Source organism: Leclercia sp. J807 (genome assembly GCF_009734465.1).
In the GTDB taxonomy this organism is placed as follows: domain Bacteria; phylum Pseudomonadota; class Gammaproteobacteria; order Enterobacterales; family Enterobacteriaceae; genus Enterobacter.
In genome coordinates, this window is sequence record NZ_CP046446.1 from 1,966,324 (window position 1) to 1,992,364 (window position 26,041).

The following is a 26,041-nucleotide window of genomic DNA, read 5'->3' on the forward strand; positions in this document are numbered from 1 at the left end:
GATTAAAAAAATCCTCTTTTTTCCTTGAATAGCACTAATCCCTCATAAAAACGGTTCGTATAGGAATAATCTTACGCGCCTGAAATAAGCCCTGTGCCGCAAAATAGATTGCGCTCAAATATTACGCAATTATTGGCGGCACTTAATTCGAAAGGGCCTGTTTATTGTTAATAGAATGTCTAAAATTTATTCTTGATAGTTTGCTCGTGCAACGTTCTGCGGGCTGAATTGAGCAAGACACATCTCGTTTCAGGATCAGGAATTCCTTCAGCAACGATGAAAATTGATAACAGAATGATAACGGTCAAACTTGTTGCTGAGAAGATGGAGTGATGTCAGTGAATAATAACTAATGATGGTAGCAAGATTCTTCTAATTTTTTGTCAGGAAACATATTTAATGAAACTTAAAGCCGTGGCTGTGGCTTGTATTTGTGCTGTGTCTTTATCTGCTTGCTGTACTATTGTCGATGGAACCAAACAAAAAGTAGCAATTAACACTGATGCACCTGCGTTATTTAGTGTCAGGAATGCTGATGGAATGGAAGTCGCTAAAGGTATCGCTCCTACTACCGTTAATTTAAAACGTGGTGATGCGCCTTATCACGTAGAAGTAAGAAGAACAGAAACAAGTCCTGTTACTCGAGGCGATATAAATGATAGTAGTAATGGCTGGATGTGGGGCAATATTCTGTTCGGTGGTTTAATTGGAATTGGTGTAGACCACTTTGACGGGGCAAGCCGTGAACTTGATAAGCAGATAACACTGGTTACTATGAAAGATCCTAACCACCCTGAGCAGAACGCTAATGATTTTCAGCATGTAAGGGCTTTGGGTGAAGTGCCAGTAACACCTGTCACGATTAACAACACTATAAATAACAAGCAGGGTTAATTTGAAGTTCAATTCTGAATTAAATGCGGTAGGGAGAGGTAATTCTCAGAGCAATGGATAGAGGACGAGCAGGCCGCGTGTTATCGCAACGTGATATTGAAGGGCAGAGCTTTTAGAAGAATGCAAAGAAACCGCTGAGAAGTTTGGATGGGTTTTCACCATTCCGGAGAAGTTGGACACGCACCTTAACGAACGATGCAGGCTGGGCATCTAAGCCAACAGCATGACAGAAGCAGAGTTCAGCTTAGTACAGGCGAAAAGGCAAAAATGGGCCACTCCCGCTTCTAAGAGTGGGTGCGCTATGGTTTCAGGCTTGATGACTATTCGCAAGCAAGAACCAGTGCGTTTCACACGCTTCGAAATGACACATATATTAAGCGGTTGATTTATAAGGGGAGAGGAAGAGCAGTCTCTTTATACTTCAAACGGTTTGACACTAATGCTCTACGAAGCCGGTAACTCACTGAAAAAAAAGCCCATCGTGGGAGATGGGCAAAGACTACACACAGCAATTCGTTGTTTCACTCAGGGGATTTCCATGCTTATAAATCAAGGTGTTGTTGATTCATAACCGTGACCTAATAGTAGGCATAGGGAATTTTTGCGTCGATCAGATTCGTCTCAATAGTTTAAGAAGCATGAAGAATTTATGAAGTAGATTGAAGGAATTACGAGCAGGAGAGGCTTTAGCAGCGCTTAAGGGAAATCAAATTGATAAGTGGTGCTTTACATTCTGGTGGGCGAACCCACCAGAACGGGAGCGTTACTTTTTGACCTCGTCCGTTTCGTTAAGGGCGGCAAGCAGCACATCAGGATCGGTTGGCGGCAGCGGGACCTCATGCACCCACGCAGAGAAGAGTCGCCAGGAGACGGCCAGCAATACCGGTCCGATAAACAGGCCGATCATCCCAAAAGCAATCAGCCCCCCGATAACGCCGGAGAGGATCAGAATCAACGGCAGGTCGGCACCCATGCGAATCAGAATCGGGCGGATAACGTTATCCATCGTGCCCACCACGCAGCTCCACACCAGCAGGAAGGTGCCCCAGGTGGTATCGCCGCTCCAGTAGAGCCAGACAATCGCCGGGACCAGAACCAGCAATGGCCCCAGCTGCATCAGGCAGGTTAACAGCATCAGCACCGTAAAGAGGGTGGCGTAAGGCACCCCGGCGATCGCCAGACCCACACCGCCCAGCACCGACTGCACCAGGGCCGTCACCACCACACCTAGCGCCACGGCACGCACGGCCTGCGCCGCCAGCAGCATCGCCGCGTCGCCGCGCGTCGAGGCCAGACGGGTGGCGAAATGGCGAACACCCAGCGCTACCTGCTCGCCGCGCCAGTAGAGCAGGGCGCTGAACAGCAGCATCAGCACGCAGTGGACCACAAAGCGGCCCAGATGCGCGGCGGTACCCACAAACCAGGTGGTGGTGGCGCCAATATAGGGCCGTACTTTCGCCATAATTGCGCTGCCGCCCATATCCAGCAGGTTATGCCAGCCGGCATAGAGCTTATCGCCAATCAGCGGGATATCGTTGAGCCAGGCCAGCTCCGGCAGCGTCATATCGCCGCTGGTAATACTGGTGATGAGCGGGCCGCTGCCGTCAACCAGGCTATTGACCAGCAACGCGACAGGAATGACAAAGAGCAGGACCAGCAGTAACGTCATCACCAGCACCGCCAGCGTCCGGCGGCCAAACAGTAAGCGTTCAAGACGAATAAATAGCGGCCAGGTGGCGATAACCACCGTTCCTGCCCAGGCAAAACCGAGAATAAAGGGTTGAACAATCCATAGACACGCAATAATCATGATTGCCAGAAACAGCACCGACAGCAAAACTTGTGCAACGTCCCTGGGCTGGTGTCGATTGACCATAGATGAAATTTACCTTTTGAGAACACCGGCAAACCGGCGAGAACATAAAACCGCATCACTACAATCATTAGTGATTTCAGCCATTTTTAACAGGCAGATTCTGCCTGTAATTCTGTCGGGCGGATACGTTTAAAATGTGATACAAAATGTGAGACACAACGCAAACGATTATCTACAACTCTTAAGATTGGGCAGGGTCGACAGTAATGATCCCACAAATTTCTCAGGCACCCGGCGTCGTTCAGCTGGTGCTGAATTTTTTGCAGGCACTGGAGCAACAGGGTTTTACCGGCGATACCGCCACACGTTATGCCGACCGGCTGACCATGGCGACCGACAACAGTATCTACCAGCTACTTCCCGATGCAGTCGTTTTTCCCCGTTCTACCGCTGATGTGGCACTCCTGGCCCGTGTGGCCTCCCAGGAGCGTTTCGCTTCGCTGATTTTCACCCCTCGCGGCGGCGGCACTGGCACCAACGGCCAGGCGCTTAACACGGGGATCGTCGTCGATATGTCCCGCTACATGAACCGCATCATCGAGATCAACCAGGAAGAGGGGTGGGTGCGGGTAGAAGCCGGGGTAATCAAGGATCAGCTCAATCAGTTTCTGAAACCTTACGGCTATTTTTTTGCCCCGGAGCTGTCGACCAGTAACCGCGCTACTCTCGGCGGGATGATCAATACCGACGCCTCCGGTCAGGGCTCGCTGGTCTACGGTAAAACCTCCGATCACGTTCTCGGCGTGCGGGCGGTACTGCTGGGCGGCGATATTCTTGATACCCAGCCTGTGCCGGTTCAGCTTGCCGAAACGCTCGGCAAGGACAACACCACCGCCGGGCGCATCTACCGCACCGTGCTGGAACGCTGCCGAGACAACCGCCAGCTGATTATCGATAAATTCCCGAAACTGAACCGCTTCCTGACCGGTTACGATCTGCGTCATGTCTTTAATGACGATCTCAGTCAGTTCGATTTAACCCGCATCCTCACTGGCTCAGAAGGGACGCTGGCCTTTATCACTGAGGCGCGTCTCGACATCACCCGCCTGCCAAAAGTGCGCCGCCTGGTGAATGTAAAGTACAACTCATTCGACTCTGCGCTGCGCAATGCGCCGTTTATGGTGGATGCCCGGGCGCTGTCTGTTGAGACCGTTGACTCAAAAGTGCTCAACCTGGCGCGGGAAGATATCGTCTGGCACTCGGTCAGCGAGCTTATCGCTGACGTGCCCGATAAAGAGATGCTGGGCCTGAACATCGTTGAGTTTGCCGGCGATGACGCAGCGCTTATCGAAAGCCAGGTTGCTGACTTATGCCAGCGGCTGGACGAGCTGATCGCCCGGGGCGAAGGTGGGGTGATTGGCTGGCAGCTGTGTAACGATCTCGCTGGCATCGAACGTATCTATGCGATGCGTAAAAAAGCGGTGGGGTTGCTGGGCAACGCCAAAGGGGCTGCCAAGCCGATTCCGTTTGCTGAAGATACCTGCGTGCCGCCGGAGAACCTGGCGGACTATATCGTTGAGTTCCGCGCTCTGCTCGACAGCCACGGCCTGAGCTACGGCATGTTTGGCCATGTCGATGCCGGGGTGCTGCACGTACGCCCGGCGCTGGATATGTGCGATCCGCAGCAGGAGATCCTGATGAAGCAGATCTCCGATGAGGTGGTGGCGCTCACCGCCAAATATGGCGGTCTGCTGTGGGGCGAGCACGGAAAAGGCTTCCGCGCAGAGTACAGCCCGGCCTTCTTTGGCGAACAGCTCTATGGCGAGCTGCGCAAAATCAAAGCGGCCTTTGACCCGGATAACCGCCTCAACCCCGGTAAAATCTGTCCGCCTGAAGGGGTCGATGCGCCGATGATGCAGGTGGACGCGGTGAAACGCGGGACCTACGATCGCCAGATCCCCATTGCGGTGCGTGCCTCCTGGCGCGGCGCGATGGAGTGTAACGGCAATGGCCTGTGCTTTAACTTCGATGCCAAAAGCCCGATGTGTCCGTCGATGAAGATCACCAGCAACCGTATCCACTCCCCGAAAGGGCGTGCGACCCTGGTGCGCGAGTGGCTGCGTCTGCTGGCCGATCGTGGTGTCGATCCGCTGGCGCTGGAGAAAGAATTGCCGGAAAAACGCGCCAGCCTGCGCACCCTCGTCGAGCGCACCCGCAACAGCTGGCATGCGAGTAAAGGGGAGTACGACTTCTCCCACGAGGTGAAAGAGGCGATGTCGGGCTGCCTGGCCTGTAAAGCCTGCTCTACCCAGTGCCCGATTAAAATCGACGTGCCGGAGTTCCGCTCCCGCTTCCTGCAGCTCTATCACAGCCGTTATCTGCGCCCGATGCGCGATCACCTGGTCGCGACGGTAGAGAGTTATGCCCCGCTGATGGCCCGCGCGCCGCGCACCTTCAACTTCTTTATTAACCAGCCGCTGGTACGCAAGCTTTCCGAGAAGCATATCGGCATGATCGACCTGCCGCTGCTCTCCACGCCCTCCCTGCAGCGTCAGATGGTCGGCCACCGCTCTGCCAACCTGACCCTTGAGCAGCTTGAGGCGCTGAGCGCGGAGCAAAAAGCGAAAACGGTGCTGGTGGTGCAGGATCCCTTTACCAGCTATTACGATGCCCAGGTGGTAGCGGACTTTATTCGTCTTGCCGAGCGGTTAGGATACCAGCCGGTGCTGCTGCCGTTTTCACCAAACGGCAAGGCGCAGCACATCAAAGGTTTCCTCAGCCGCTTTGCGAAAACCGCGCAAAAAACCTCGGACTTCCTTAACCGGGTGGCGCAGCTGGGTATGCCGATGGTCGGGGTCGATCCGGCGCTGGTGCTCTGCTATCGCGATGAGTACAAACAGACCCTCGGTGACAAGCGCGGCGACTTCCACGTCATGCTGGTACATGAGTGGCTGCCGACGATCCTCGATGCGCAACCCGCCCAGGAGACCAGCGGCGAGGCGTGGTATCTGTTCGGACACTGTACCGAAGTAACCGCATTGCCGGGCGCGCCAGCACAATGGGCGGCCATCTTCGCCCGCTTTGGCGCGAAGCTGGAGAGCGTTAGCGTCGGCTGTTGCGGCATGGCCGGAACTTACGGACACGAGGTGGTGAACCACGCGAACTCGCTGGGCATCTACGAGCTTTCCTGGCATCAGGCGATGCAGCGCCTGCCGCGCAACCGCTGCCTGGCGACCGGCTACTCCTGCCGCAGCCAGGTCAAACGCGTCGAAGGCAACGGCGTGCGCCATCCGCTGCAGGCCTTACTGGAGATTATGGGATGATCTGGAAACGTGCGGTGACGTTGCAGGCGTTAAACGCCATGAGTGACGGAAATATGTTGGGGTTGCTGGATATCCAGTTTACCCGCATCGGCGAGGATGAACTGGAGGCCACCATGCCGGTCGACAGCCGCACCCATCAGCCTTTTGGGCTGCTGCACGGTGGTGCGTCGGTGGTGCTGGCTGAAACCCTGGGCTCGGTGGCCGGCTACCTCTGTACCGAAGGAGAGCAGAAGGTGGTGGGGCTGGAGGTGAATGCCAACCATATTCGTTCCGTGCGCAGCGGCCGGGTACGTGGCGTCTGTCGCGCGTTGCATGCTGGCTCGCGCCATCAGGTATGGCAGATTGAGATCCTGGATGAGCAGAACCGTTTATGCTGTTCGTCGCGGCTGACTACCGCGGTGATATAAAGCGAAAGGCCGCAAATGCGGCCTTTTTTCATTTTTTATCACCTTGAAATACCGACGTTTACTGGCGGGCCGCAAGAAATGTTAATTCGCGCACCCGGGTTTATGAGATTATTCCTATGCTCCTTCAAGAGCTAAGCCATATTGAGTGCCGGAGATAAGCGCCGGATGGAGCGAGAAGCCCTTAAGATTACCTCTGGTAGTCTTAAGGGCTTTCTTTTTTCCGCATTCAGTAATCGTTTTTAATGTCCTGCATGGCAGACAGGATAACCAGACCGGTAATGACGACGGCAACGATGGCGATGGTCACAAGTGCAATGAGCATTTCCCCTCCGTATGTTGCCCTTTTGCCGAAGCATAGCGCACCCGGCGGCGATCGCCTCAGTCTTCCGACTGATATTCAGAATACGCCTACAAAAAGAGAACACCCTGCTGGTGGGCTGTTTTACCTAGTATCTGGCGGGGAGCTTGTTGATGCTAATTAGTCGACCCTCTTCCATTTCCACGTAACCACCAGCTTTCAGATCGGCCAGAATACGCATCACCCCGCTGCGCGAAAGCTGGGTTTTATCCCGGATGTACCTTTCAGCGGTGATCCTGGCGCGAAAACTTTCGTCTTCGGCCATCAATTCCTGCAACTGCTGGCGAATTAATTCATACGCGGTGGGTGAGCCCACTGGCATAACGTGGTGATAGAGTCGGTTATAAACAAACATCAGGTGGCGGGAGACAACGCTCCACAAATCTTTTTCTGTACAGATGTCGTTGACTTTATCGGTCGCAAGCGTACCAATGACGCAAGGCTCAAGGGTTTTGAAGTAGTTGTCGAAGTAGATATCCGTCAGGTTTGCCAGACCCAAAATTGCCGGGCTGTTGGCGGTTGAAAGCAACATATCGTTGCTCCGGCGATAAATCGCCACGCTGCCCTCAATAATCAGATAAAAGACACCCTGACCATTGATACAAAGCTCGAACCGCTCTCCCCGTTGGGCGTGGTGAAGGGTCGCGTAGGGTTGCAGATGGGATACAAGCTCCTGCGCCCAGGGCGACCCACGCTGAGCCTGACCGGGCGGCGTCGTTGGCGATGGCATAAAATGACCTGCTGGATGAGGCTGACGTAATGAGGGTTATTATAGTGCTTGTGCGCCCTCCTGGCTCCGCGTTATGGCTCCTTAATCAATATTTCAGCGGCAGATGATGAATATCAATCAGTACCCCCCGCTGCATGGCGATATATCCCCCGGTTCGTAACTCCGACAGGATACGCATGATCCCGCTTCGGGACAGATAGGTCCGGCTTTTGATATAGGCTGCCGCGGTGGTGTTGAGCCGTACCGAGTCAGGCTCCTGTAACAGTTCGACTAACTGCAGACGAATAATGTCATACGCGGACATTTGCGATATCTGTGAACAGTGTTCATAGATTCGGGAAACCGTATAAATCAGCAGCCGCGAAAAGGGTTCCCATAACCCCTCATTGGCTACGATCTGATTAAATAAGGCCAGAGGCATGGGCGCCACCTCAACATCTTCCAGGGCTCTGGCGTATAAATGTTCCGAACATAGCTGACTGCTAACACCAATAATAAAAGGACCCGATTCAGAATTCAGCACCACGCCGTCGCCACGGCGATGCAGGGCTACGCTGCCACTTAATAACAGCCAGCACTGCCGTATCTCCCCATCGTAATAGTGCACCACATCGCCTTTATTTATCGTCACGGTCTCGGTAAAAGGACGAAGATGGGCAATCAGTTTTTCTATATCTGCAAAAGGTTTAAACGCCAGCGAAGAGGTGGTGGGAGCGCCCTTTACCGCCGTCATTCGGGTATTCATCAGGTGACCTCATCTTACTGAAACTAACGGTGATTCTTAACCGGGCGCGATTATCGTAAAAACTATTGATGCTGGGAATATCAGTCTCGGGTCTAAAAATAGACTGGTCGTGTCCGTTTATGATTAACATCTTGATAAGATTATGTTTTCTTGCTGGGTCTATTAATAGACCAGACGCTTAGACGGGGCATTCTATTCACTGAAGAACAAAAGTGAGAGCATCCCGGGCTGAATCTCGGCGCTGAAGGGCAGGCAAAAAAAAGAGTGGCAAAGTCTAAAACTAGACCGAGAAATAATTTGAGTTCAGGAAAATCTTTATATAAATTGCACCATGTGAGTGAAATTTGACCAGGGCGCTTTATGTAAAGTTACGATGGCACCTCTTTTACTCACAAAAAGGAACCAGCATAACGGGCATAAAAAAATAAAAGGTGATTCACACCTTAGGGAATGCTTTTGCCCAAAAAATGGTGATGGTAAGTGTTATTAAGGACATAATTCTATGAAAAAGACTATTGTTGCGTTAACGGCTCTGGCTGCAGTCTGCACTTCTTCTGTCTTTGCGGCAGCAGGTACGGTTAACTTTGCCGGAAATATTCTGGATTCTGCCTGCGACGTTGCTGTCGCTTCGCAAAACCAGACCGTAGTTATTGGCGATTTTTATAAATCTGAGTTCGCGGGTATGGGAGACCGAACCGCAGCAAAAGGCTTCGATATTATATTAAAAAATTGTCCAGATACCGTAACATCAGCAAAGGTTCGTTTTGACGGTACGCCGGATCTCGTTAACCCAAGTCTGCTGGCCATTAATACTGCGGTTTCGGGTGCGGCAACGGGCGTGGCAATTAATCTGATGTCAGCAGATAAAGTGGATCTGCCGCTGCATGGCGAGAATAACTATAACTATGAACTGACCAGCGACCAGGATAATACCCTGAAATTCTACGCGCAGTATATTTCGACAGCGTCAAGCGTGACGGCAGGTCCGGCAAACTCGGTCGCTAATTTCTCTGTTGTTTATAACTAATGACCTGACCGGACATCAGGTGGGGCCATAACACGGCCCCGTTGTCACTGAGGTATGTAATGAAATTTGTTCACAAAATCCTGCTCGCCAGTCTTTTTATTGTGACGGGCGTTTCGGCTGCACAGGCAGGGATCGTTATTGGCGGAACACGGCTTATATTTGACGGCAGCAAAAAAGAGGCCGCTATCAACGTCAATAATCCTGATAACTCACCTTATCTGGTTCAGTCGTGGATAGAGGGAGTGAGTGACAGTGCGCCGAAACCGCCTTTTATCATTACGCCACCTCTCTACCGGCTGGATAAAGGACAACAAAACGTTGAGCGGATTGTATTAACCGGGACACTGCCACAGGACCGCGAGAGTCTGTTCTGGCTGAATATCAAATCGATCCCCTCGGCAACGACCACCGAGAATTCGCTGCAAATTGCGGTGAAAACGCGAATTAAATTAATTTACCGTCCGGCAGGCTTAAAGCGCTCAACACCAGAGGAACAGGCGGATAAATTAATCTGGCGACGTAACGGCAATAAAATTGAGATCGTTAACCCCACTGATTATGTGATGAATTTTAATGAAATTACTGTTGGAGGTAAAAAAGTACCAGAGGCAACCTGGATATTGCCTCATGGACAAACGGCAATTTTCCTTCCCGCACAAACTATGGGCAGCGCCGTGGTCTTTAAATTGATTAATGATTTTGGCGGCACAGGGGACGCACATACAGCAAACCTGTGACCGCTAAAAGGTTGCAGGTGATATTCATGGAGCAGTATTAAGATGGAAATCAGCGGAAATAAAGCCACCTGGCTGGCAGGGGTTATTACCGTTGTCCTGGCCGGTGAGGTAAATAAAATTCAGGCGCGCGAATTTTTTAACCCCGAACTGATTGAACTCGATAATCCGGGGCTCGACAGAGCCGATCTGAATGGCTTTGAAACAGGTTCTCAGGCTGCAGGTGTTTATCATGTTGATATTGTTCTTGATGGTCAGCTGACGGACACCCAGGACGTTACGTTTCATAAGGTGACAGACAGTGAGGGTGAGTCGCGCCTTGAGCCCTGTCTCAGCGTCGACCAGTTGCGTCAATGGGGGGTTAAAACCGAGCGCTTTCCGGGGCTCAGTCAGCCAGGCTCGCCGTGCGCGCATCTGGCGGCTATCCCTCAGGCCAGCACCGATTTTCAGTTTGCCAGCCAGCGCCTTGCCATCAGCGTTCCACAGGCCGCGCTGACGATACAGGCCAGAGGCTTTGTTCAGCCTGCGCTCTGGGATGAGGGGATCACCGCCGCCATGCTCAACTACTCGCTCAGCGGTGCAAGCATTATGAACAAAAACGGCGGCAGCGACAGCAGTCAGTACGCCAACCTGCGGCCGGGTTTGAATATCGGTCCGTGGCGATTGCGAAACTACACGACCTGGTCACGGGGCAGCGAAGGTCAGACGCAGTGGGATAACGTTTATACCTATGCCCGAAGGGGCATTGTCCCGCTGAAAGCCCAGCTGACGCTCGGGGACAGCGCGTCACCGGCAGATGTGTTTGACAGCATGCCTTTTCGCGGCGGACAACTCGCTTCAGACGATGACATGCTGCCGGATTCGCTCAGGGGCTATGCGCCAGTGGTGCGCGGTATTGCAAGGACCAACGCGCAGATCATTATTCGCCAGAACGGCTATCAGATTTACCAGAACTACATCGCACCGGGCGCCTTTGAAATTACCGATATGTACCCGACCGGCGGCGCAGGGGATCTCGAGGTCACTATTAAAGAGGCCGACGGCAGCGAACAGCATTTTACCGTGCCGTTTGCCTCACTCCCGGTATTGCAGCGTGAAGGACAGCTGAAGTACGCCGTCACCGGCGGGCAATATCGCTCATGGGATCATCGCGTGGATAAAACTCCGTTCAGCCAGTTCACCGGCATCTACGGTATTCCGTATGGCCTGACCCTGTACGGCGGATTTCAGGGGGCGAGTAAATACCAGTCGCTGGCCGCTGGAATGGGAAAAAATATGGGCGATTTCGGTGCCTTTTCGGCAGACGTCACCCAGGCCTGGTCTACTCCGCAGGATCGCGCAAAATTGAACGGCCAGTCATGGCGGATGCGCTACAGCAAGAATTTTGTCAACAGCGGGACCCATGTTGCCATTGCGGGCTACCGCTACGCCACGCGGGGTTATTACGGGATGCAGGAGGTGCTGGACACCTATGGCAGCGACAGCGCGCTCAACGACAGGCGCCGTAATCGCGCCGAGTTAACCCTGAGCCAGACGCTTGGCAACCACCTGGGCTCGCTGATGTTAAGTGCCGTAAGGGAAGATTACTGGGATATCAGGCAACCAAAGATCTCATGGAGCCTGGGCTATAACAATTTCTGGCAGAGCGTCAGCTACGGGCTGACCTATACCCGGAGTAAAAGCGGCAGCGACGGCACGCGTGGTGATGCCAAAGAGCAGATGGTGGCCTTGAATATCAGCGTTCCGCTGGGAGCCTTCCTGCCGCAAACCTGGGTGAATTACGGTATGAGCGCCAGTAAAAACAGCGGCACCCTCCACAGCCTGGGGATGAACGGCACGGGGCTGGAAAACAATGCCCTGAGCTGGAATGTGCAGCAGGGTTACAGCACGGATAACGTCGGCTATACCGGCAATATAAACGGTGATTACAAAGGCACTTATGGTGAGGTGACGGCGGGTTACAGTTACGATCAGTACAGCGACCGGCTGAATTATGCCCTCCAGGGGAGCGTGGTCGCCCATGCCGACGGCGTGACCTTTTCTCAGACGCTCGGCGAAACCAACGTGCTGATAAAAGCGCCCGGCGCGGCAGGGGTAGGGATACAAAACCAGTCCGGGACGAAAACCGATTACCGCGGTTATACCCTCTGCAGCAACATGACACCCTACCGGAAAAATGACGTTTCGTTGTTGACCGATACCCTGCCTGACGATGTTGAGCTGGAACAGACGGTACAGACCGTGATCCCGACCCGGGGCGCGATTGTGCGCGCCAGCTATGTCGCCAGCGTCGGGCTGCGGATCCTGATGACGCTCACCCGACAAAATGGTCAGCCGGTGCCTTTCGGCGCTATCGCGACGGTGAACGGAGCGCAAAACACAGGTTTCATCGTGGGTGACGGCGGCCAGGTCTATTTAACCGGTTTGCAGCCGGATGTGAAATTAACGGTGAAGTGGGGCGAGGCGGCACAACAGCGTTGCCAGGCTCACTACATCCTTAATACCCAACAACCTCCCGGCGAGATAATTCGTGCGGATGTGGTTTGCCATTAATTGAATGATTGTGGATGACTCGACATGTCTATTATCAGGTGCCTATTCATCCTGGCGGGAATACTCTTTCCACTGTACGGCTATGGATGTGATTACACCTATATCGGTGCCCCGTATAGCGTTAATTACGGCAATATTATCGTTCAGCGCGATCTCCCGGTCGGGCAGGCGATCAGCAACGAAATTTATGGCTCCCTGGCGCTGACCTATAGCTGTACGCCAACGGGGAATGAAGGTTCAACCGCAGGCATGAAGAGCGGGGGACTGGCTTATGCGTTCACCACCGCCAACGGTCGCCGGGTATATCAAACCGGATTGCCAGGCGTCGGGGTCTCCGTGGGATATTATGAAAAAACCACCGCCGGGAGCGCCAGTTTTAATGGAACCACCTGGTTAGGGGCCGATCTTTTCAGCGCCTCCTGGAGCTCGAACGCTAATGAAGTACACGCCAGCAATTTCCAGCCGATTATTCAGTTCTGGAAAACCGGCGATATTACGTCGGGTTCTGTGAACGGACTACTGGCCTCCTTTGTCGCCTGGACAGAGCAATATCGGGGCGGCACGGCGGCACCGGATGTGCCCGTCTATGCCGGAACCGGTTCGATTACACAGGTAGCCTGCGCCATCACCACGCCAAATCTGGTATTCCTTCTCGGCGACGTGCCGGTAAGCCGTTTCGGCGATACGGTCGGCACCCTCCCTGAGGGGGGACAAAACACGCAAAACCTCGGCCTGAACTGCGACGCTGGGGCGAAAATTAACGTCACGCTGAACGGCATTCAGTACCCCGGACTCAGTAACAACAGCGTGCTGGCCTTAACCGGCCAGGGCTCGGCGGACGTAGCTGACGGCGTAGGTGTCCAGCTGCTTTATAACGGCGAGCCGCTGGTTTTAAACAGCACGATTGCCCTTAAACAGACGAGTGGCGGTCAGGAGAGTATGCCGATCACCGCCCGTTACTATCAAACCAAAACCTCAGTAAGCACCGGAACCGCGAATGCCAGTGCCACCCTGATCCTCACCTATCAGTAAAAGGAAACGATCGATGAGGCTGAATATTATCGGGATAGCGATCATCTGGCTGTACACCGCTGCAGCGTTGGCGACGGATGCGGTAAGCGTCTCAGTAAAAGGGAGGATTGTCGCCTCTCCCTGTATTTTTAATGGCGGAAATTCGAGTGTGAATGTCAATCTGGGAAATATGCAGGCGAAGAATATGGCTACGCCAGCGTCATCCTCCACGCCTGTGCCTTTTTCGCTCAACTTCACCCAATGTCCGGCGGCTACCCAGAGTGTGACGGTCAGCTTAACCGGGACGGCAGATCCCGTGGCCGGAGCGCACTATTACAGGAACAGCGGCACCGCCACAAATATCGCGCTGGGCATAATTGAAACCGGTACGGGGAATTTAAAAGGTCCGGGGAGCCGCATGACTCAAAATATTGGCGACGATCGTACTGCAACCATGAATTTGCAGGCCATTACCTATTCCGCTACCGGTGGCGTCACGCCTGGAACTATCAGCGTCGCCGTGGTCGCGACACTGGAATACAACTGAACGAGTGAGGGAAATACCGACGATGGTCAACGTGCTTATTAATGAGACAGAGACACTTTACTGTTATGCGCTGAAAAAATTGATTGTCGATCTCTTCGGGACGCAATTCGGGTGTGAAATAGAGTTTATGACGGAATTTACCCGAGAGTATATTAGCAACGCCGATCTCATGGTGCTGTCACTCTGCCGGGGAGAGCCCTTTATCTGTACGCCAGAATTACTGGCGCGCAGGAAAGGGGTGATGATTGGTCTGGTCAATGGCGAACACTACAGTAAAGAGACATTACCGGCCTGTTTTCAGGAGATGATTTTCGTGTCGCGGGATGCGCCGTTGAGCGATTTTTATCGGGTATTCAGTTCGGCCTGGCACACCCTGCAGCGCCACGAAGAGATCAGGGTTAACCCCGTCTGCGCCGAGTGTCAGCACCGGACTTTATCTCCGCGGCAGACGGTGATTATGGCGAGCCTGTACCAGGGGCTCTCGACGCCCGCTATTGCACAAAAGCTGAAGATCGACAGCAAAACGGTGTATGCCCACAAGTATGATGTCATGCAAAAATTCCAGCTGGAGAGCGATCACCATCTGCAGGCATTGCTGACCCGAATGCGGGACAAAAATATGCAAATAAACCTGCTGCGTGAATGTCTGAAAGCCTGATTGTTCCTGTGACGCTCTGAAAGATGCCCGCCTGCGCGGGCGTCTTACCTGTCTGGCTATCCCAAAAATAGGCATTTTCTATACATATTTTAGCTTTTGACCATTTCCACCGATTTCCTCTTGTAATTTCCAATATTATCAACCGATTAAACAATCTCCGTCAGGCCTGTTAAGCCCGTCATCAGGGTCTATGCTTAATAAAAGTATTCAAAAAGGGCGGTTAAGCCGAATGACCCTGCAAGTGAGGGGTTGAAGTGATAATCATTATCACTAACATGGTGTTATGCCCAGAGGGCGCAATACATGAGGTGGACTTATGGAACAGCATTCAGAAACGTTTGATCCAACAGATTTTGCATGGCGTGGATTATCGCTGACCCCTGCCGCAGCGGCGCACATTCGCGAGCTGATGAGCAAACAGGCAGGTATGCTCGGCGTGCGGTTAGGGGTGAAACAGACCGGCTGCGCCGGTTTCGGCTATGTCCTCACCACCGTCAGCCAGCCGGAAAAAGACGATCTGGTTTTTGAACATGACGGCGCCCGGCTCTATGTGCCGCTCCAGGCGATGCCGTTCATTGACGGTACGGAAGTGGATTACGTGCGCGAAGGCTTAAACCAGTTATTCAAATTCAATAACCCGAAAGCCCAGAACGAATGCGGCTGCGGCGAAAGTTTTGGGGTATAGGCGGTATTATGTCTCGACATACTGAAGCAACTGACGACGTCAACACCTGGTCCGGCGGCCACATTAATTACAAAGAGGGCTTCTTCACCCAATTGCAGACCGACGAGCTGGCAAAAGGGATTAACGAAGAGGTCATTCGTGCCATTTCCGCCAAGCGTAACGAACCCGACTGGATGCTGGAGTTCCGGCTGAATGCGTTCAAGGCCTGGCTGGAGATGGAAGAGCCGCACTGGCTGAAGGCGCACTACGACAAGCTGAACTATCAGGATTACAGCTACTACTCAGCGCCGTCCTGCGGCAACTGCGACGACACCTGCGCCTCTGAGCCTGGTGCGGTACAGCAGACCGGGGCCAACGCCTTTTTAAGTAAAGAGGTGGAAGAGGCGTTCGAACAGCTCGGCGTACCGGTGCGTGAAGGGCGCGAGGTGGCGGTGGACGCCATCTTTGACTCCGTCTCGGTCGCCACCACCTACCGGGAAAAACTGGGCGAGCAGGGGATCATCTTCTGCTCCTTCGGGGAGGCTATCCACGATCACCCTGAGCTGGTGAAGAAATATCTTGGCACCGTGGTGCCGGGCAATGATAACTTCTTTGCCGCCCTGAATGCGGCGGTGGCCTCTGACGGCACCTTTATCTACGTGCCGAAAGGCGTACGCTGCCCGATGGAGCTCTCCACCTATTTCCGTATCAACGCCGAGAAAACGGGTCAGTTTGAACGCACCATCCTCGTCGCCGATGAGGGGAGCTACGTCAGCTATATCGAGGGCTGTTCCGCTCCGGTGCGCGACAGCTATCAGCTGCACGCGGCAGTGGTGGAGGTGATCATCCATAAAGACGCCGAGGTGAAGTACTCCACGGTGCAGAACTGGTTCCCGGGGGATAACAACACCGGCGGCATCCTGAACTTCGTCACCAAGCGCGCCCTGTGCGAAGGCGACAACAGCAAAATGTCGTGGACCCAGTCGGAAACCGGCTCCGCCATCACCTGGAAGTACCCGAGCTGCATCCTGCGCGGGGATAACTCCATCGGTGAGTTCTACTCCGTGGCGCTGACCAGCGGGCATCAGCAGGCCGATACCGGCACCAAGATGATCCACATCGGCAAAAACACCCGGTCGACCATCATTTCGAAAGGGATCTCCGCAGGGCAGAGCCAGAACAGCTATCGCGGCTTAGTCAAAATCATGCCGACGGCCACCAACGCCCGTAACTTTACCCAGTGCGACTCCATGCTGATTGGCCCGGACTGCGGGGCGCATACCTTCCCGTATGTTGAGTGCCGTAACAACAGCGCCCAGCTGGAACACGAAGCGACAACCTCGCGGATTGGTGAAGATCAGCTCTTCTACTGCCTGCAGCGCGGCATCAGCGAAGAGGATGCCATCTCGATGATTGTGAATGGTTTCTGTAAGGATGTGTTCTCTGAACTGCCGCTGGAGTTTGCCGTGGAAGCACAAAAATTACTGGCGATTAGCCTTGAACACAGCGTCGGTTAAGGATTAAGGAAAGCACATGTTAAGCATTAAAGATTTACAGGTCAGTGTGGAAGATAAAGCGATCCTGCGCGGCCTGAGCCTTGAGGTTCGCCCGGGCGAAGTGCATGCGATTATGGGCCCTAACGGGTCGGGTAAAAGTACGCTGTCAGCGACTTTGGCCGGGCGCGAAGATTACGAAGTGGTTGGCGGTTCGGTCGACTTTAAAGGCAAAGATCTGCTGGAACTGTCGCCGGAAGAGAGAGCCGGGGAGGGCATTTTTATGGCCTTCCAGTACCCGGTAGAGATCCCAGGCGTCAGCAACCAGTTCTTCCTGCAGACCGCGCTGAATGCCGTGCGCAAATACCGCAGCGAAGAGGAGCTGGATCGTTTTGATTTCCAGGACCTGATGGAAGAGAAGATCCAGCTGCTGAAGATGCCGGAAGATCTGCTCACCCGCTCGGTCAACGTCGGTTTTTCCGGCGGGGAGAAGAAGCGCAACGACATTCTGCAGATGGCGGTGCTGGAGCCGGAGCTGTGCATCCTCGATGAAACCGACTCCGGGCTCGATATCGATGCCCTGAAGATCGTCGCCGACGGCGTTAACGCCCTGCGCGACGGCAAGCGGTCGTTCATCATCGTCACCCACTATCAGCGCATCCTTGATTACATCAAACCCGATTATGTGCATGTGCTTTATCAGGGGCGGATTGTGAAATCGGGTGATTTTACGCTGGTCAAACAGCTGGAGGAGCAGGGCTATGGCTGGCTTAGCGAACAGCAGTAACGCGCTGCAGCAGTGGCACCGCCTGTTTGAGGCGCAGGGCGGAACCCGCTCTGAACAGGCCCAGCAGCACCTGCAGCAGATGCTGCGCCTCGGGTTGCCGACACGTAAGCATGAGAACTGGAAATATACCCCGCTGGAAGGGCTGCTTAACGGTGAGTTTGTTTCCCGCACCGCCAGGGTGGCAGCGAGCGATCGGGATGCCCTGGCGCTTACCCTGGACGCCACGCGGCTGGTCTTTGTTGACGGACGTTTTAGTCCGGAACTGAGCGACAGCACCGACGGCAGCGGGTTTGAGGTGACCATTAACGACGAGCGGCAAAGCCTGTCGGCACCGATTCAGCCGGAGCTGTTCCTGCATCTGACCGAAAGCCTGGCTCAGAGCGTGACGCATATCAGCGTGAAACGTAACGCCCGTCCTGAAAAGCCGCTGCTGCTGATGCACATCACCCAGGGGCTTGAGGGCGAGGAGATCAACACTGCTCATTATCGTCACCATCTGGCGCTGGCCGAAGGGGCAGAGGCGACGATCGTCGAACACTATGTCAGCCTGACCCCGGCGCACCATTTCACCGGCTCGCGCCTGACCATGAACGTGGCGGCCAACGCCCGGCTGCACCATATCAAGCTGGCGTTCGAGAACCCTGCGAGCCACCACTTCGCCCATAACGACCTGCTGATGGCCGCCGATGCGACGGCATACAGCCACAGCTTCCTGTTGGGGGGCGCGGTATTGCGCCATAACACCAGCACCCAGCTGAATGGCGAAAATAGCACCCTGCGCATCAACAGCCTGGCGATGCCGGTAAAATCTGAAGTGTGCGACACCCGTACCTGGCTTGAGCACAACAAGGGCTACTGCAACAGCCGCCAGCTGCATAAAACCATCGTCAGCGATAAGGGCCGGGCCGTCTTCAACGGGCTGATCAACGTGGCGCAGCACGCCATCAAAACCGACGGCCAGATGACCAACAACAATCTGCTGATGGGGCGACTGGCGGAGGTGGACACCAAACCGCAGCTGGAAATTTACGCCGATGATGTGAAATGCAGCCACGGCGCCACTGTGGGGCGGATCGACGATGAGCAGATGTTCTATCTGCGCTCCCGCGGGATCGATAAGCAGGCGGCTGAGAAGATGATTATCTACGCCTTTGCCGCCGAACTGACCGAAGCCCTTGACGATGAAACGTTAAGACAGCAGGTGCTGGCACGTATCGGCCAGCGTCTGCCTGGAGGTGTGGCATGATTTTCCCTGTAGAGAAAGTGCGGGCGGATTTTCCTGTCCTGACCCGTGAAGTAAACGGTCTGCCGCTTGCCTATCTCGACAGCGCCGCCAGCGCGCAAAAGCCCACGCAGGTGATCGAGGCCGAGGCGGAGTTTTACCGGCATGGTTACGCGGCGGTGCACAGGGGGATCCACACCCTAAGCGCCGAGGCGACGCAGCGGATGGAGAATGTCCGTACCCGCGCGGCAACATTTTTAAACGCCCGCTCGCCGGAGGAGCTGGTCTTTGTTCGCGGCACCACCGAAGGGATCAACCTGGTGGCCAACAGCTGGGGCAGCGCCGAAGTGCACGCGGGTGATAACATCATCATCAGCCAGATGGAGCACCATGCCAATATCGTGCCCTGGCAGATGCTGTGCGAGCGCGTCGGGGCGGAACTGCGGGTCATCCCCCTTAACGAGGACGGCACGTTACAGCTTGAACAGCTGGATACCCTGCTGGATGAACGCACCCGGCTGGTGGCTATTACTCAGATCTCCAACGTGCTGGGTACCGAAAACCCGGTAGCGGAGATTATCGCCAAAGCCCACGTGGTGGGGGCGAAAGTGCTGATTGATGGCGCCCAGGCGGTGATGCACCATACGGTGGATGTCCAGGCGCTGGACTGCGACTTCTACGTCTTTTCCGGCCATAAGCTCTACGGGCCTACCGGTATCGGCGTGCTGTACGTCAAAGATGAGATTTTACAGGCGATGCCGCCGTGGGAAGGGGGCGGGTCGATGATCGCCACCGTCAGCCTGAGCGGAGGCACAACCTACGCCCGGGCGCCGTGGCGCTTTGAGGCGGGCACCCCGAACACCGGCGGCATTATCGGGCTGGGCGCGGCGATGGAGTATGTGTCAAACATCGGCCTTGATGCCATCGCCGAATATGAACAGATGCTGATGCGCTATGCTCTTGCGGAACTTGCCAGCGTGCCGGATCTTACGCTGTACGGCCCGGCGGACCGTCAGGGTGTTATTGCCTTTAACCTTGGCAAACACCACGCCTATGACGTGGGTAGTTTTCTCGATAACTACGGGGTGGCGGTGCGAACCGGGCACCACTGCGCTATGCCGCTGATGGCGTTTTATCAGGTACCGGCGATGTGCCGCGCATCGCTGGTGATGTACAACACACTGGAAGAGGTCGACAGACTGGTGGCCGGGCTGAAGCGTATCCACCAGCTGCTGGGCTAAAAAGAGGGCAAGAGATGGCTGCATTGCCAGACAGAGATAAATTGCTGCGTAATTTTACGCGTTGCGCAAACTGGGAAGAGAAGTACCTCTACATCATTGAGCTGGGGCAGCGTCTGCCTGCCCTCAGCGAAAGCGACCACGTCCCGGAAAATAGTATTCAGGGGTGTCAGAGCCAGGTGTGGATAATAATGCACCAGAATGAAGCCGGGGTGATTGAATTAGCGGGCGACAGTGATGCGGCAATAGTCAAAGGCCTTATTGCCGTCGTGTTTATTTTATATCAGCAGATGTCCGCCCAGGATATTGTCGCTTTTGACGTTCGCCCGTGGTTTGAAAAAATGGCGCTCACTCAGCATTTAACCCCCTCCCGATCCCAGGGGCTTGAGGCGATGATCCGCGCAATCCGCTCCAAAGCCGCCAACATTAGCTAAACTATCAGGACAGCCCTCATTCTGCTCCGCGAGACGGCTCCCGCCTCGCGGATTTTTCAGCTTTCTGACGTTCTGTCAGTGAATAAGGAATCTCAGTATGAAGCGCGCGTCTTTATTAACTCTCATTCTTTTAGGTTCGCTCAGCGCGCTTAATAGCGCCCGGGCGGTGGATTATCCTTTGCCACCGGCTGGTAGTCGGTTAATCGGGCAAAATCAGACCTATGTTGTTCAGGAAGGTGATAATAACCTGCAGGCCATTGCGCGCCGGTTTAATACCGCTGCGCATTTAATACTCGAAGCCAATAATACCATCGCCCCGGTCTATCCGGCGCCGGGAACGGTGATCACCATTCCGTCGCAAATGTTGCTGCCGGATACCCCCCGGGAAGGGATTGTGGTGAATCTGGCGGAGCTGCGGCTCTACTTCTATCCGCCGGGTGAAAACAGCGTGCAGGTCTATCCGCTGGGTATTGGACAGCTGGGGCTGGACACGCCGGTGACCACCACCCGCATCAGCCAGAAGATCCCGAATCCGACATGGACGCCAACTGCGGGCATCAGAGCGCGCTCGCTGGCCCAGGGGATCAAACTGCCGCCGGTAGTACCCGCAGGGCCAAATAACCCGTTAGGACGCTTTGCACTGCGTTTGGGCGTGGGTAACGGTGAATACCTGATCCATGGCACCAGCGCGCCGGACAGCGTGGGGTTGCGCGTCAGTTCCGGTTGTATGCGTATGAATGCGCCGGATATCAAAGCGCTCTTCGCCCAGACCTCTGTCGGCACGCGGGTGCAGATCATCAATGAGCCGGTGAAGTTCTCGGTTGAGCCGGACGGTAAGCGCTACGTTGAAGTGCATCGCCCGCTGGCGACGATGGAAGGGGAGAATCCGCAAACGCTGGCGATTGCCCACTCCAGTGCGCTTGCATCCTTTATATCGCAGAGCGGCAGCGATAAGACATTGGTGAACAAAGCGTTGTCGCGTCGGGCGGGTATTCCGGTAGAGGTCTCGACAGGTGCCGGGGCGAATGTTAACAGTACCGGGCTCTCAGCGAAGAACACGCTTTCGCCGATGGGGCATGAACAGGCGATTCAGTAAAGCGAAATGCGGGGCAAAAAAAATGGCGCACAATGTGCGCCATTTTATTAACACAGGTACTATTACTTACGGTATTTAGTAGCCTGGTTGTCCAGACGCTGGTTAGCGCGAGCTGCGTCGTCTTTAGCAGCCTGAACGTCGGAACGCATTGCGTTCACGTCGTTGCTCAGCTGGTCAACTTTAGCGTTCAGAGTCTGAACGTCAGAAGACAGCTGATCGATTTTAGCGTTGCTGGAGCAACCTGCCAGCAGAGTAGAACCCAGGATTACCGCGCCCAGTACCAGTTTAGTACGATTCATTATTAATACCCTCTAGATTGAGTTAATCTCCATGTAGCGTTACAAGTATTACACAAAGTTTTTTAGGTTGAGAATATTTTTTTGATGGGAATATGCCTATTTTTGATCGTTCGCTCAAAGAAGCACCTGTTTTGACTATTTCGAGGAAAATATTGTGTTAAAACAGACAATTTTCATCGGATTCATCTTAGAAAACGACCCCGTTAAATAGAAAAACCCGATTTGCTTTTTTAATAAATTTGGCTGATAGCGGAAATAAAAAAAGCGCCCCGAAGGACGCTTTTTATACAAACTAATTCGAACGAAATTATTACAGCACGTGAACAGATGCGGTATTAGTGGTGCCGCTTGGAACCAGTGCACCAGAAACCATCACCACTACGTCGCCTTTCTGCGCCAGGCCACGTTCAACCAGCTGCAGGGCCACTTCTTTACCCAGACGGTAGAAATCATCAGTAGAAGCGATCTCTTTAACCAGGTGTGGAACCACGCCTTTGCTCAGCACCAGCTGACGCGCAGTGGTTTCGTTGGTGGTCAGCGCCAGAATGGTGGCATCCGGGAAGTATTTACGCACTGCGCGAGCAGATTTACCGCCCTGGGTGGCGACGACAATCAGTGGCGCTTCCAGTTTCTCGGCTGTTTCTACCGCGCCACGGCATACCGCTTCAGTGATGCGCAGTTTACGGCTGTCGTTGTTGTAATCCAGACGGCTCTTCATCACGCGGTCGGTACGCTCACAGATGGTCGCCATGATGGAGACCGCTTCCAGCGGGTATTTACCTTTAGCAGATTCGCCAGACAGCATTACCGCATCGGTACCATCGAGGATGGCGTTTGCCACGTCGCCGGCTTCTGCGCGGGTAGGGCGTGGGTTTTTGATCATGGAGTCCAGCATCTGCGTTGCGGTAATAACCACTTTACGCGCGCGAACACACTTCTCGATCATCATCTTCTGCGCGAAGATTACTTCTTCAACCGGGATCTCAACGCCCAGGTCACCACGTGCAACCATGATGCCGTCAGAAGCTTCGAGGATTTCGTCGAAGTTGTTCAGGCCTTCCTGGTTTTCGATTTTGGAGATGATCTGGATGTTTTCGCCGCCGTGGGCTTTCAGGTGCTCACGGATTTCAACAACGTCAGAACGCTTACGGATAAAGGAAGCTGCAACGAAGTCAACGCCTTGCTCGCAACCGAAGATCAAGTCCTGTTTGTCTTTCTCAGCCAGTGCTGGCAGCGCGATGGAAACGCCTGGCAGGTTAACGCCTTTGTTTTCGCCCAGGTCGCCGTTGTTCAGCACTTTACAGATAACTTTGTTACCTTCGATAGCGGTGACTTCCATACCGATCAGGCCATCGTCCACCAGAACGGTGTTACCGACGGACAGGTCGCTGGTGAAGCCTTCATAGGTCACAGCAACGATTTCACTGTTGCCGACAACAGACTTGTCTGTAGTGAAGGTGAAAGTCTGTCCCGCTTTCAGCGAAACGTCGTTGCCGCCTTCCAGTTTAATGGTACGAATTTCTGGACCTTTGGTATCCAGCAGGATTGCTGCTTTTTTACCGGTCTTGCTCATCACGTTGCGCAGGTTCTGGATGCGCTGGCCGTGTTCAGCATAGTCACCGTGAGAGAAGTTCAGACGCATCACGTTCATGCCGGCGTCCAGCATCTTGGTCAGCATCTCTTCAGATTCGGTTTTCGGGCCGATGGTGCAAACAATTTTCGTCTTTTTCATGACAGTCTTAGTCTTTAAGTTGAGAAGGATATGGAAATCTCGCTCCGCGGGCGCAGAGCCCTGGAGTCAAACCTGTGTTGCGAAATTTTTTATGGCACGCAGTAAGGATAGGTGACATCAATTGAGCGTGCAGAAGAATGTGTGCCTGTGTTTCAGCCCAGGAAGAGAGGTTAAGTTGTATGCGTTGTTTTTTGTAGTCCAAGCGCTGAAACCATTCATCAGAAGACAGGCGCGCATTATACGCTGAAAGATGCGCAAAAGGAAAATGAAAACAGCGTTTCAAAAATTATATATGCAGTTTTACAAAGGGTTGTTATCAATGCGTTAAGGTTGACTACGTAGATGTTGCGCCCGCGAAAAACCTTCAGGCAAATGCCCCATTTTTATACGTTTCGCCATGGCGACTTTTTAGCTATCGATTGCAGAAAATTAGCAAAGGGCCTTCTCCCCACGCGCCACGCCTCTTATCACTCAAAGTTATAAGATATTCGTTTTCATTCATTCAAAAGCTAATAACGGCTGTTTACTATCGTTTGGACATCCATACTGCTAAACCGCCACAGGCGAACGGATTACCCGAAGAATGATTGTACTCAGGAATATTTCGAAGATTTTTGACAACGGAAAAGTGGCGCTGACAGCCGTTGATAACGTGAACCTGACGATAGAGCAGGGGCAAATTTATGGAATTATTGGCTACAGCGGCGCGGGTAAAAGCACCTTAATCCGCCTGCTTAACGGCCTGGAAAAGCCGACCACCGGCAGCGTGACCATTAACGGACACGATATCTCTGCGGCGAAAGGTGAAACCCTGCGCCAGGCGCGGCTGAAAATCAGTATGGTGTTTCAGCACTTCAACCTGCTGTGGTCGCGCACCGTGAGCGAGAACATCGCCTTTTCAATGCAGATTGCCGGGGTGCCTAAAGCCAAAATCAAAGCCCGCGTGGCAGAGCTGGTTGAGCTGGTGGGGCTGAAAGGCCGCGAACAGGCTTATCCGTCCCAGCTTAGCGGTGGGCAAAAGCAGCGCGTCGGCATTGCCCGCGCGCTGGCCAATAACCCGGACGTGCTGCTCTGCGACGAGGCCACCTCGGCGCTGGATCCCCAGACCACCGATCAGATCCTCGATCTGCTCCTCGACATCAACCGTCGTTTTAAGCTCACCATTGTACTCATCACCCATGAGATGCACGTGGTACGCAAAATCTGTGACCGCGTAGCGGTGATGGAAAACGGCAAAGTGGTGGAAGAGGGTGAGGTGCTGCAGGTCTTTACCCATCCTCAGCAGCCGATTACGCAACAGTTTGTGCGTCAGGTCAGCCAGTACGCCGAAGACGAAACCTTTAACAGCGAGCTGGCAAACGAACTGGAAGGCACCGTTATTAAGCTGACCTTTACCGGCCACAGCACTCACAAGCCGGTCGTCGGGGAACTGACGCTGCGCTACGGCCTGCCGTTTAACATCCTGCACGGCAAAATGACACAAACCGCCCACGGCGTCTTCGGCCAGCTCTGGCTGCACGTGGTGGCAACAGATGAACAACTGAACAATATCCTCGCCGATTTGCAGCACAGTGATATTGAAGGCGAGGTAATTAAACATGGCTGAGAATCTTTTCCCACACCTGAAATGGGACCAGCTCTGGGCGGCCACCCTGGAGACGCTGTATATGACGGCACTCTCCGGCGTTGCGACTTTTGTGCTCGGGCTTGTCCTGGGTCTGGCGCTGTTTTTAACCGCACGCGGTGGCATGTTCCACAACCGCACGGTCTACAGCGTCATTTCGATTGTGGTAAACGTCTTCCGCTCCATCCCGTTCATCATTCTGATTGTGCTGCTGATCCCCTTCACCAAAACCGTGGTGGGGACCATCCTCGGGGCCAACGCCGCACTGCCTGCGTTGATCGTCGGTGCCGCGCCGTTCTACGCCCGTCTGGTGGAGATCGCCCTGCGTGAAGTGGACAAAGGGGTGATCGAGGCGACGCGCTCAATGGGCGCCCGACTCAGCACATTAATCTTTCGCGTTTTACTGCCGGAATCATCGCCTGCCCTGGTGTCAGGGATCACGGTGACGCTGATTGCCCTGGTGAGCTACAGCGCCATGGCGGGGGTGATTGGTGCCGGTGGTCTGGGAAATCTGGCTTATCTGGAGGGATTCCAGCGCAACCATGGTGACGTCACGCTGGTGGCAACGGTGACCATTTTGATCATCGTTTTCATTATCCAGTTCTGCGGCGACATCATTACTTCCATTCTTGATAAAAGATAAACACAA

Annotated in this window: 23 protein-coding genes and 1 other RNA gene; 18 read left to right on the plus strand and 6 right to left on the minus strand. The window is 54.0% G+C overall.

Annotated elements, in window-relative coordinates; all coding sequences use genetic code 11:
- Positions 1-399 precede the first annotated feature (399 nt).
- A complete protein-coding gene (locus tag GNG26_RS09315) occupies positions 400-894 on the plus strand; it encodes a hypothetical protein (protein WP_156238489.1) in 495 nt (164 codons plus the stop codon).
- 464 nt (positions 895-1,358) lie between these two features.
- Here GNG26_RS09315 and rprA read toward each other — a convergent pair.
- Both rprA and ydiK read right to left on the minus strand, forming a co-directional pair.
- Positions 1,359-1,469, minus strand: an RNA gene (gene rprA / locus GNG26_RS09320) — antisense sRNA RprA.
- Positions 1,470-1,657: 188 nt separating this feature from the next.
- Positions 1,658-2,770, minus strand: a complete 1,113-nt coding sequence (gene ydiK, locus GNG26_RS09325; RefSeq protein WP_114315220.1) for an AI-2E family transporter YdiK — start codon at positions 2,768-2,770, stop codon at positions 1,658-1,660.
- A 206-nt stretch (positions 2,771-2,976) separates the two neighbouring features.
- Here ydiK and GNG26_RS09330 point away from each other — a divergent pair, with 206 nt between their 5' ends.
- Both GNG26_RS09330 and menI read left to right on the plus strand, forming a co-directional pair.
- Positions 2,977-6,033, plus strand: coding sequence for an FAD-binding and (Fe-S)-binding domain-containing protein (locus GNG26_RS09330; RefSeq protein WP_156238490.1), 3,057 nt, complete (start codon positions 2,977-2,979; stop codon positions 6,031-6,033).
- Complete coding sequence (menI, locus tag GNG26_RS09335; RefSeq protein ID WP_156238491.1) at positions 6,030-6,440, plus strand: 1,4-dihydroxy-2-naphthoyl-CoA hydrolase; 411 nt, start codon at positions 6,030-6,032, stop codon at positions 6,438-6,440. Before GNG26_RS09330 ends, menI begins: the two co-directional genes overlap by 4 nt.
- Positions 6,441-6,886: 446 nt before the next feature.
- On the opposite strand, the gene GNG26_RS09340 is transcribed toward menI, so the two are convergent.
- Positions 6,887-7,528 carry a winged helix-turn-helix transcriptional regulator gene (locus GNG26_RS09340; RefSeq protein WP_156238492.1) on the minus strand — a complete coding sequence of 214 codons (642 nt, stop codon included), beginning with the start codon at positions 7,526-7,528 and terminating at the stop codon, positions 6,887-6,889.
- Positions 7,529-7,613: 85 nt separating this feature from the next.
- Entirely contained in the window at positions 7,614-8,273 is a 660-nt protein-coding gene (locus GNG26_RS09345) for a helix-turn-helix domain-containing protein (protein WP_156238493.1), read from the minus strand.
- Positions 8,274-8,775: 502 nt separating this feature from the next.
- On the opposite strand from GNG26_RS09345, the gene GNG26_RS09350 reads away from it, so the two are divergent.
- The 13 genes from GNG26_RS09350 to GNG26_RS09410 all read left to right on the plus strand — a co-directional run bounded on the left by GNG26_RS09350 (position 8,776) and on the right by GNG26_RS09410 (position 21,737).
- On the plus strand, positions 8,776-9,300 hold the full coding sequence (locus GNG26_RS09350; protein WP_156238494.1) for a fimbrial protein: 525 nt from the start codon (positions 8,776-8,778) through the stop codon (positions 9,298-9,300).
- Positions 9,301-9,359: 59 nt separating this feature from the next.
- The gene (locus tag GNG26_RS09355; RefSeq protein WP_156238495.1) at positions 9,360-10,037 is read left to right on the plus strand and encodes a molecular chaperone; all 678 of its coding nucleotides are present in this window, start codon (positions 9,360-9,362) and stop codon (positions 10,035-10,037) included.
- A 42-nt stretch (positions 10,038-10,079) separates the two neighbouring features.
- Positions 10,080-12,587: a fimbria/pilus outer membrane usher protein gene (locus tag GNG26_RS09360; protein WP_156238496.1), complete on the plus strand. Its 2,508-nt coding sequence runs from the start codon at positions 10,080-10,082 to the stop codon at positions 12,585-12,587.
- 24 nt (positions 12,588-12,611) lie between these two features.
- Positions 12,612-13,619, plus strand: a complete 1,008-nt coding sequence (locus GNG26_RS09365) for a fimbrial protein (RefSeq protein ID WP_156238497.1) — start codon at positions 12,612-12,614, stop codon at positions 13,617-13,619.
- A gap of 13 nt (positions 13,620-13,632) precedes the next feature.
- Entirely contained in the window at positions 13,633-14,145 is a 513-nt protein-coding gene (locus GNG26_RS09370) for a fimbrial protein (protein ID WP_156238498.1), read from the plus strand.
- A gap of 127 nt (positions 14,146-14,272) precedes the next feature.
- Entirely contained in the window at positions 14,273-14,803 is a 531-nt protein-coding gene (locus GNG26_RS09375) for a helix-turn-helix transcriptional regulator (protein ID WP_197080141.1), read from the plus strand.
- Positions 14,804-15,119: 316 nt separating this feature from the next.
- Positions 15,120-15,488 carry a Fe-S cluster assembly scaffold SufA gene (gene sufA / locus GNG26_RS09380; protein WP_156238500.1) on the plus strand — a complete coding sequence of 123 codons (369 nt, stop codon included), beginning with the start codon at positions 15,120-15,122 and terminating at the stop codon, positions 15,486-15,488.
- Between the two features lie 8 nt (positions 15,489-15,496).
- Positions 15,497-16,984: a Fe-S cluster assembly protein SufB gene (sufB, locus tag GNG26_RS09385; RefSeq protein ID WP_114387292.1), complete on the plus strand. Its 1,488-nt coding sequence runs from the start codon at positions 15,497-15,499 to the stop codon at positions 16,982-16,984.
- A 16-nt stretch (positions 16,985-17,000) separates the two neighbouring features.
- Positions 17,001-17,747, plus strand: coding sequence for a Fe-S cluster assembly ATPase SufC (sufC, locus tag GNG26_RS09390; RefSeq protein ID WP_039029104.1), 747 nt, complete (start codon positions 17,001-17,003; stop codon positions 17,745-17,747).
- Entirely contained in the window at positions 17,722-18,993 is a 1,272-nt protein-coding gene (sufD, locus tag GNG26_RS09395; RefSeq protein WP_103823877.1) for a Fe-S cluster assembly protein SufD, read from the plus strand. Before sufC ends, sufD begins: the two co-directional genes overlap by 26 nt.
- Positions 18,990-20,210, plus strand: a complete 1,221-nt coding sequence (gene sufS, locus GNG26_RS09400; RefSeq protein ID WP_114315208.1) for a cysteine desulfurase SufS — start codon at positions 18,990-18,992, stop codon at positions 20,208-20,210. Before sufD ends, sufS begins: the two co-directional genes overlap by 4 nt.
- A gap of 14 nt (positions 20,211-20,224) precedes the next feature.
- Positions 20,225-20,641: a cysteine desulfuration protein SufE gene (gene sufE, locus GNG26_RS09405; protein WP_103179326.1), complete on the plus strand. Its 417-nt coding sequence runs from the start codon at positions 20,225-20,227 to the stop codon at positions 20,639-20,641.
- Between the two features lie 97 nt (positions 20,642-20,738).
- Positions 20,739-21,737, plus strand: coding sequence for a L,D-transpeptidase family protein (locus GNG26_RS09410; protein WP_114315207.1), 999 nt, complete (start codon positions 20,739-20,741; stop codon positions 21,735-21,737).
- Between the two features lie 62 nt (positions 21,738-21,799).
- Here GNG26_RS09410 and lpp read toward each other — a convergent pair whose 3' ends face one another.
- The gene (lpp, locus tag GNG26_RS09415) at positions 21,800-22,036 is read right to left on the minus strand and encodes a murein lipoprotein Lpp (RefSeq protein WP_001082307.1); all 237 of its coding nucleotides are present in this window, start codon (positions 22,034-22,036) and stop codon (positions 21,800-21,802) included.
- Between the two features lie 310 nt (positions 22,037-22,346).
- Positions 22,347-23,768 carry a pyruvate kinase PykF gene (gene pykF, locus GNG26_RS09420; RefSeq protein ID WP_103179328.1) on the minus strand — a complete coding sequence of 474 codons (1,422 nt, stop codon included), beginning with the start codon at positions 23,766-23,768 and terminating at the stop codon, positions 22,347-22,349.
- 583 nt (positions 23,769-24,351) lie between these two features.
- On the opposite strand from pykF, the gene GNG26_RS09425 reads away from it, so the two are divergent.
- A complete protein-coding gene (locus tag GNG26_RS09425; RefSeq protein ID WP_156238501.1) occupies positions 24,352-25,374 on the plus strand; it encodes a methionine ABC transporter ATP-binding protein in 1,023 nt (340 codons plus the stop codon).
- The gene (locus GNG26_RS09430; protein ID WP_103179330.1) at positions 25,367-26,035 is read left to right on the plus strand and encodes a methionine ABC transporter permease; all 669 of its coding nucleotides are present in this window, start codon (positions 25,367-25,369) and stop codon (positions 26,033-26,035) included. Before GNG26_RS09425 ends, GNG26_RS09430 begins: the two co-directional genes overlap by 8 nt.
- Positions 26,036-26,041 lie beyond the last annotated feature (6 nt).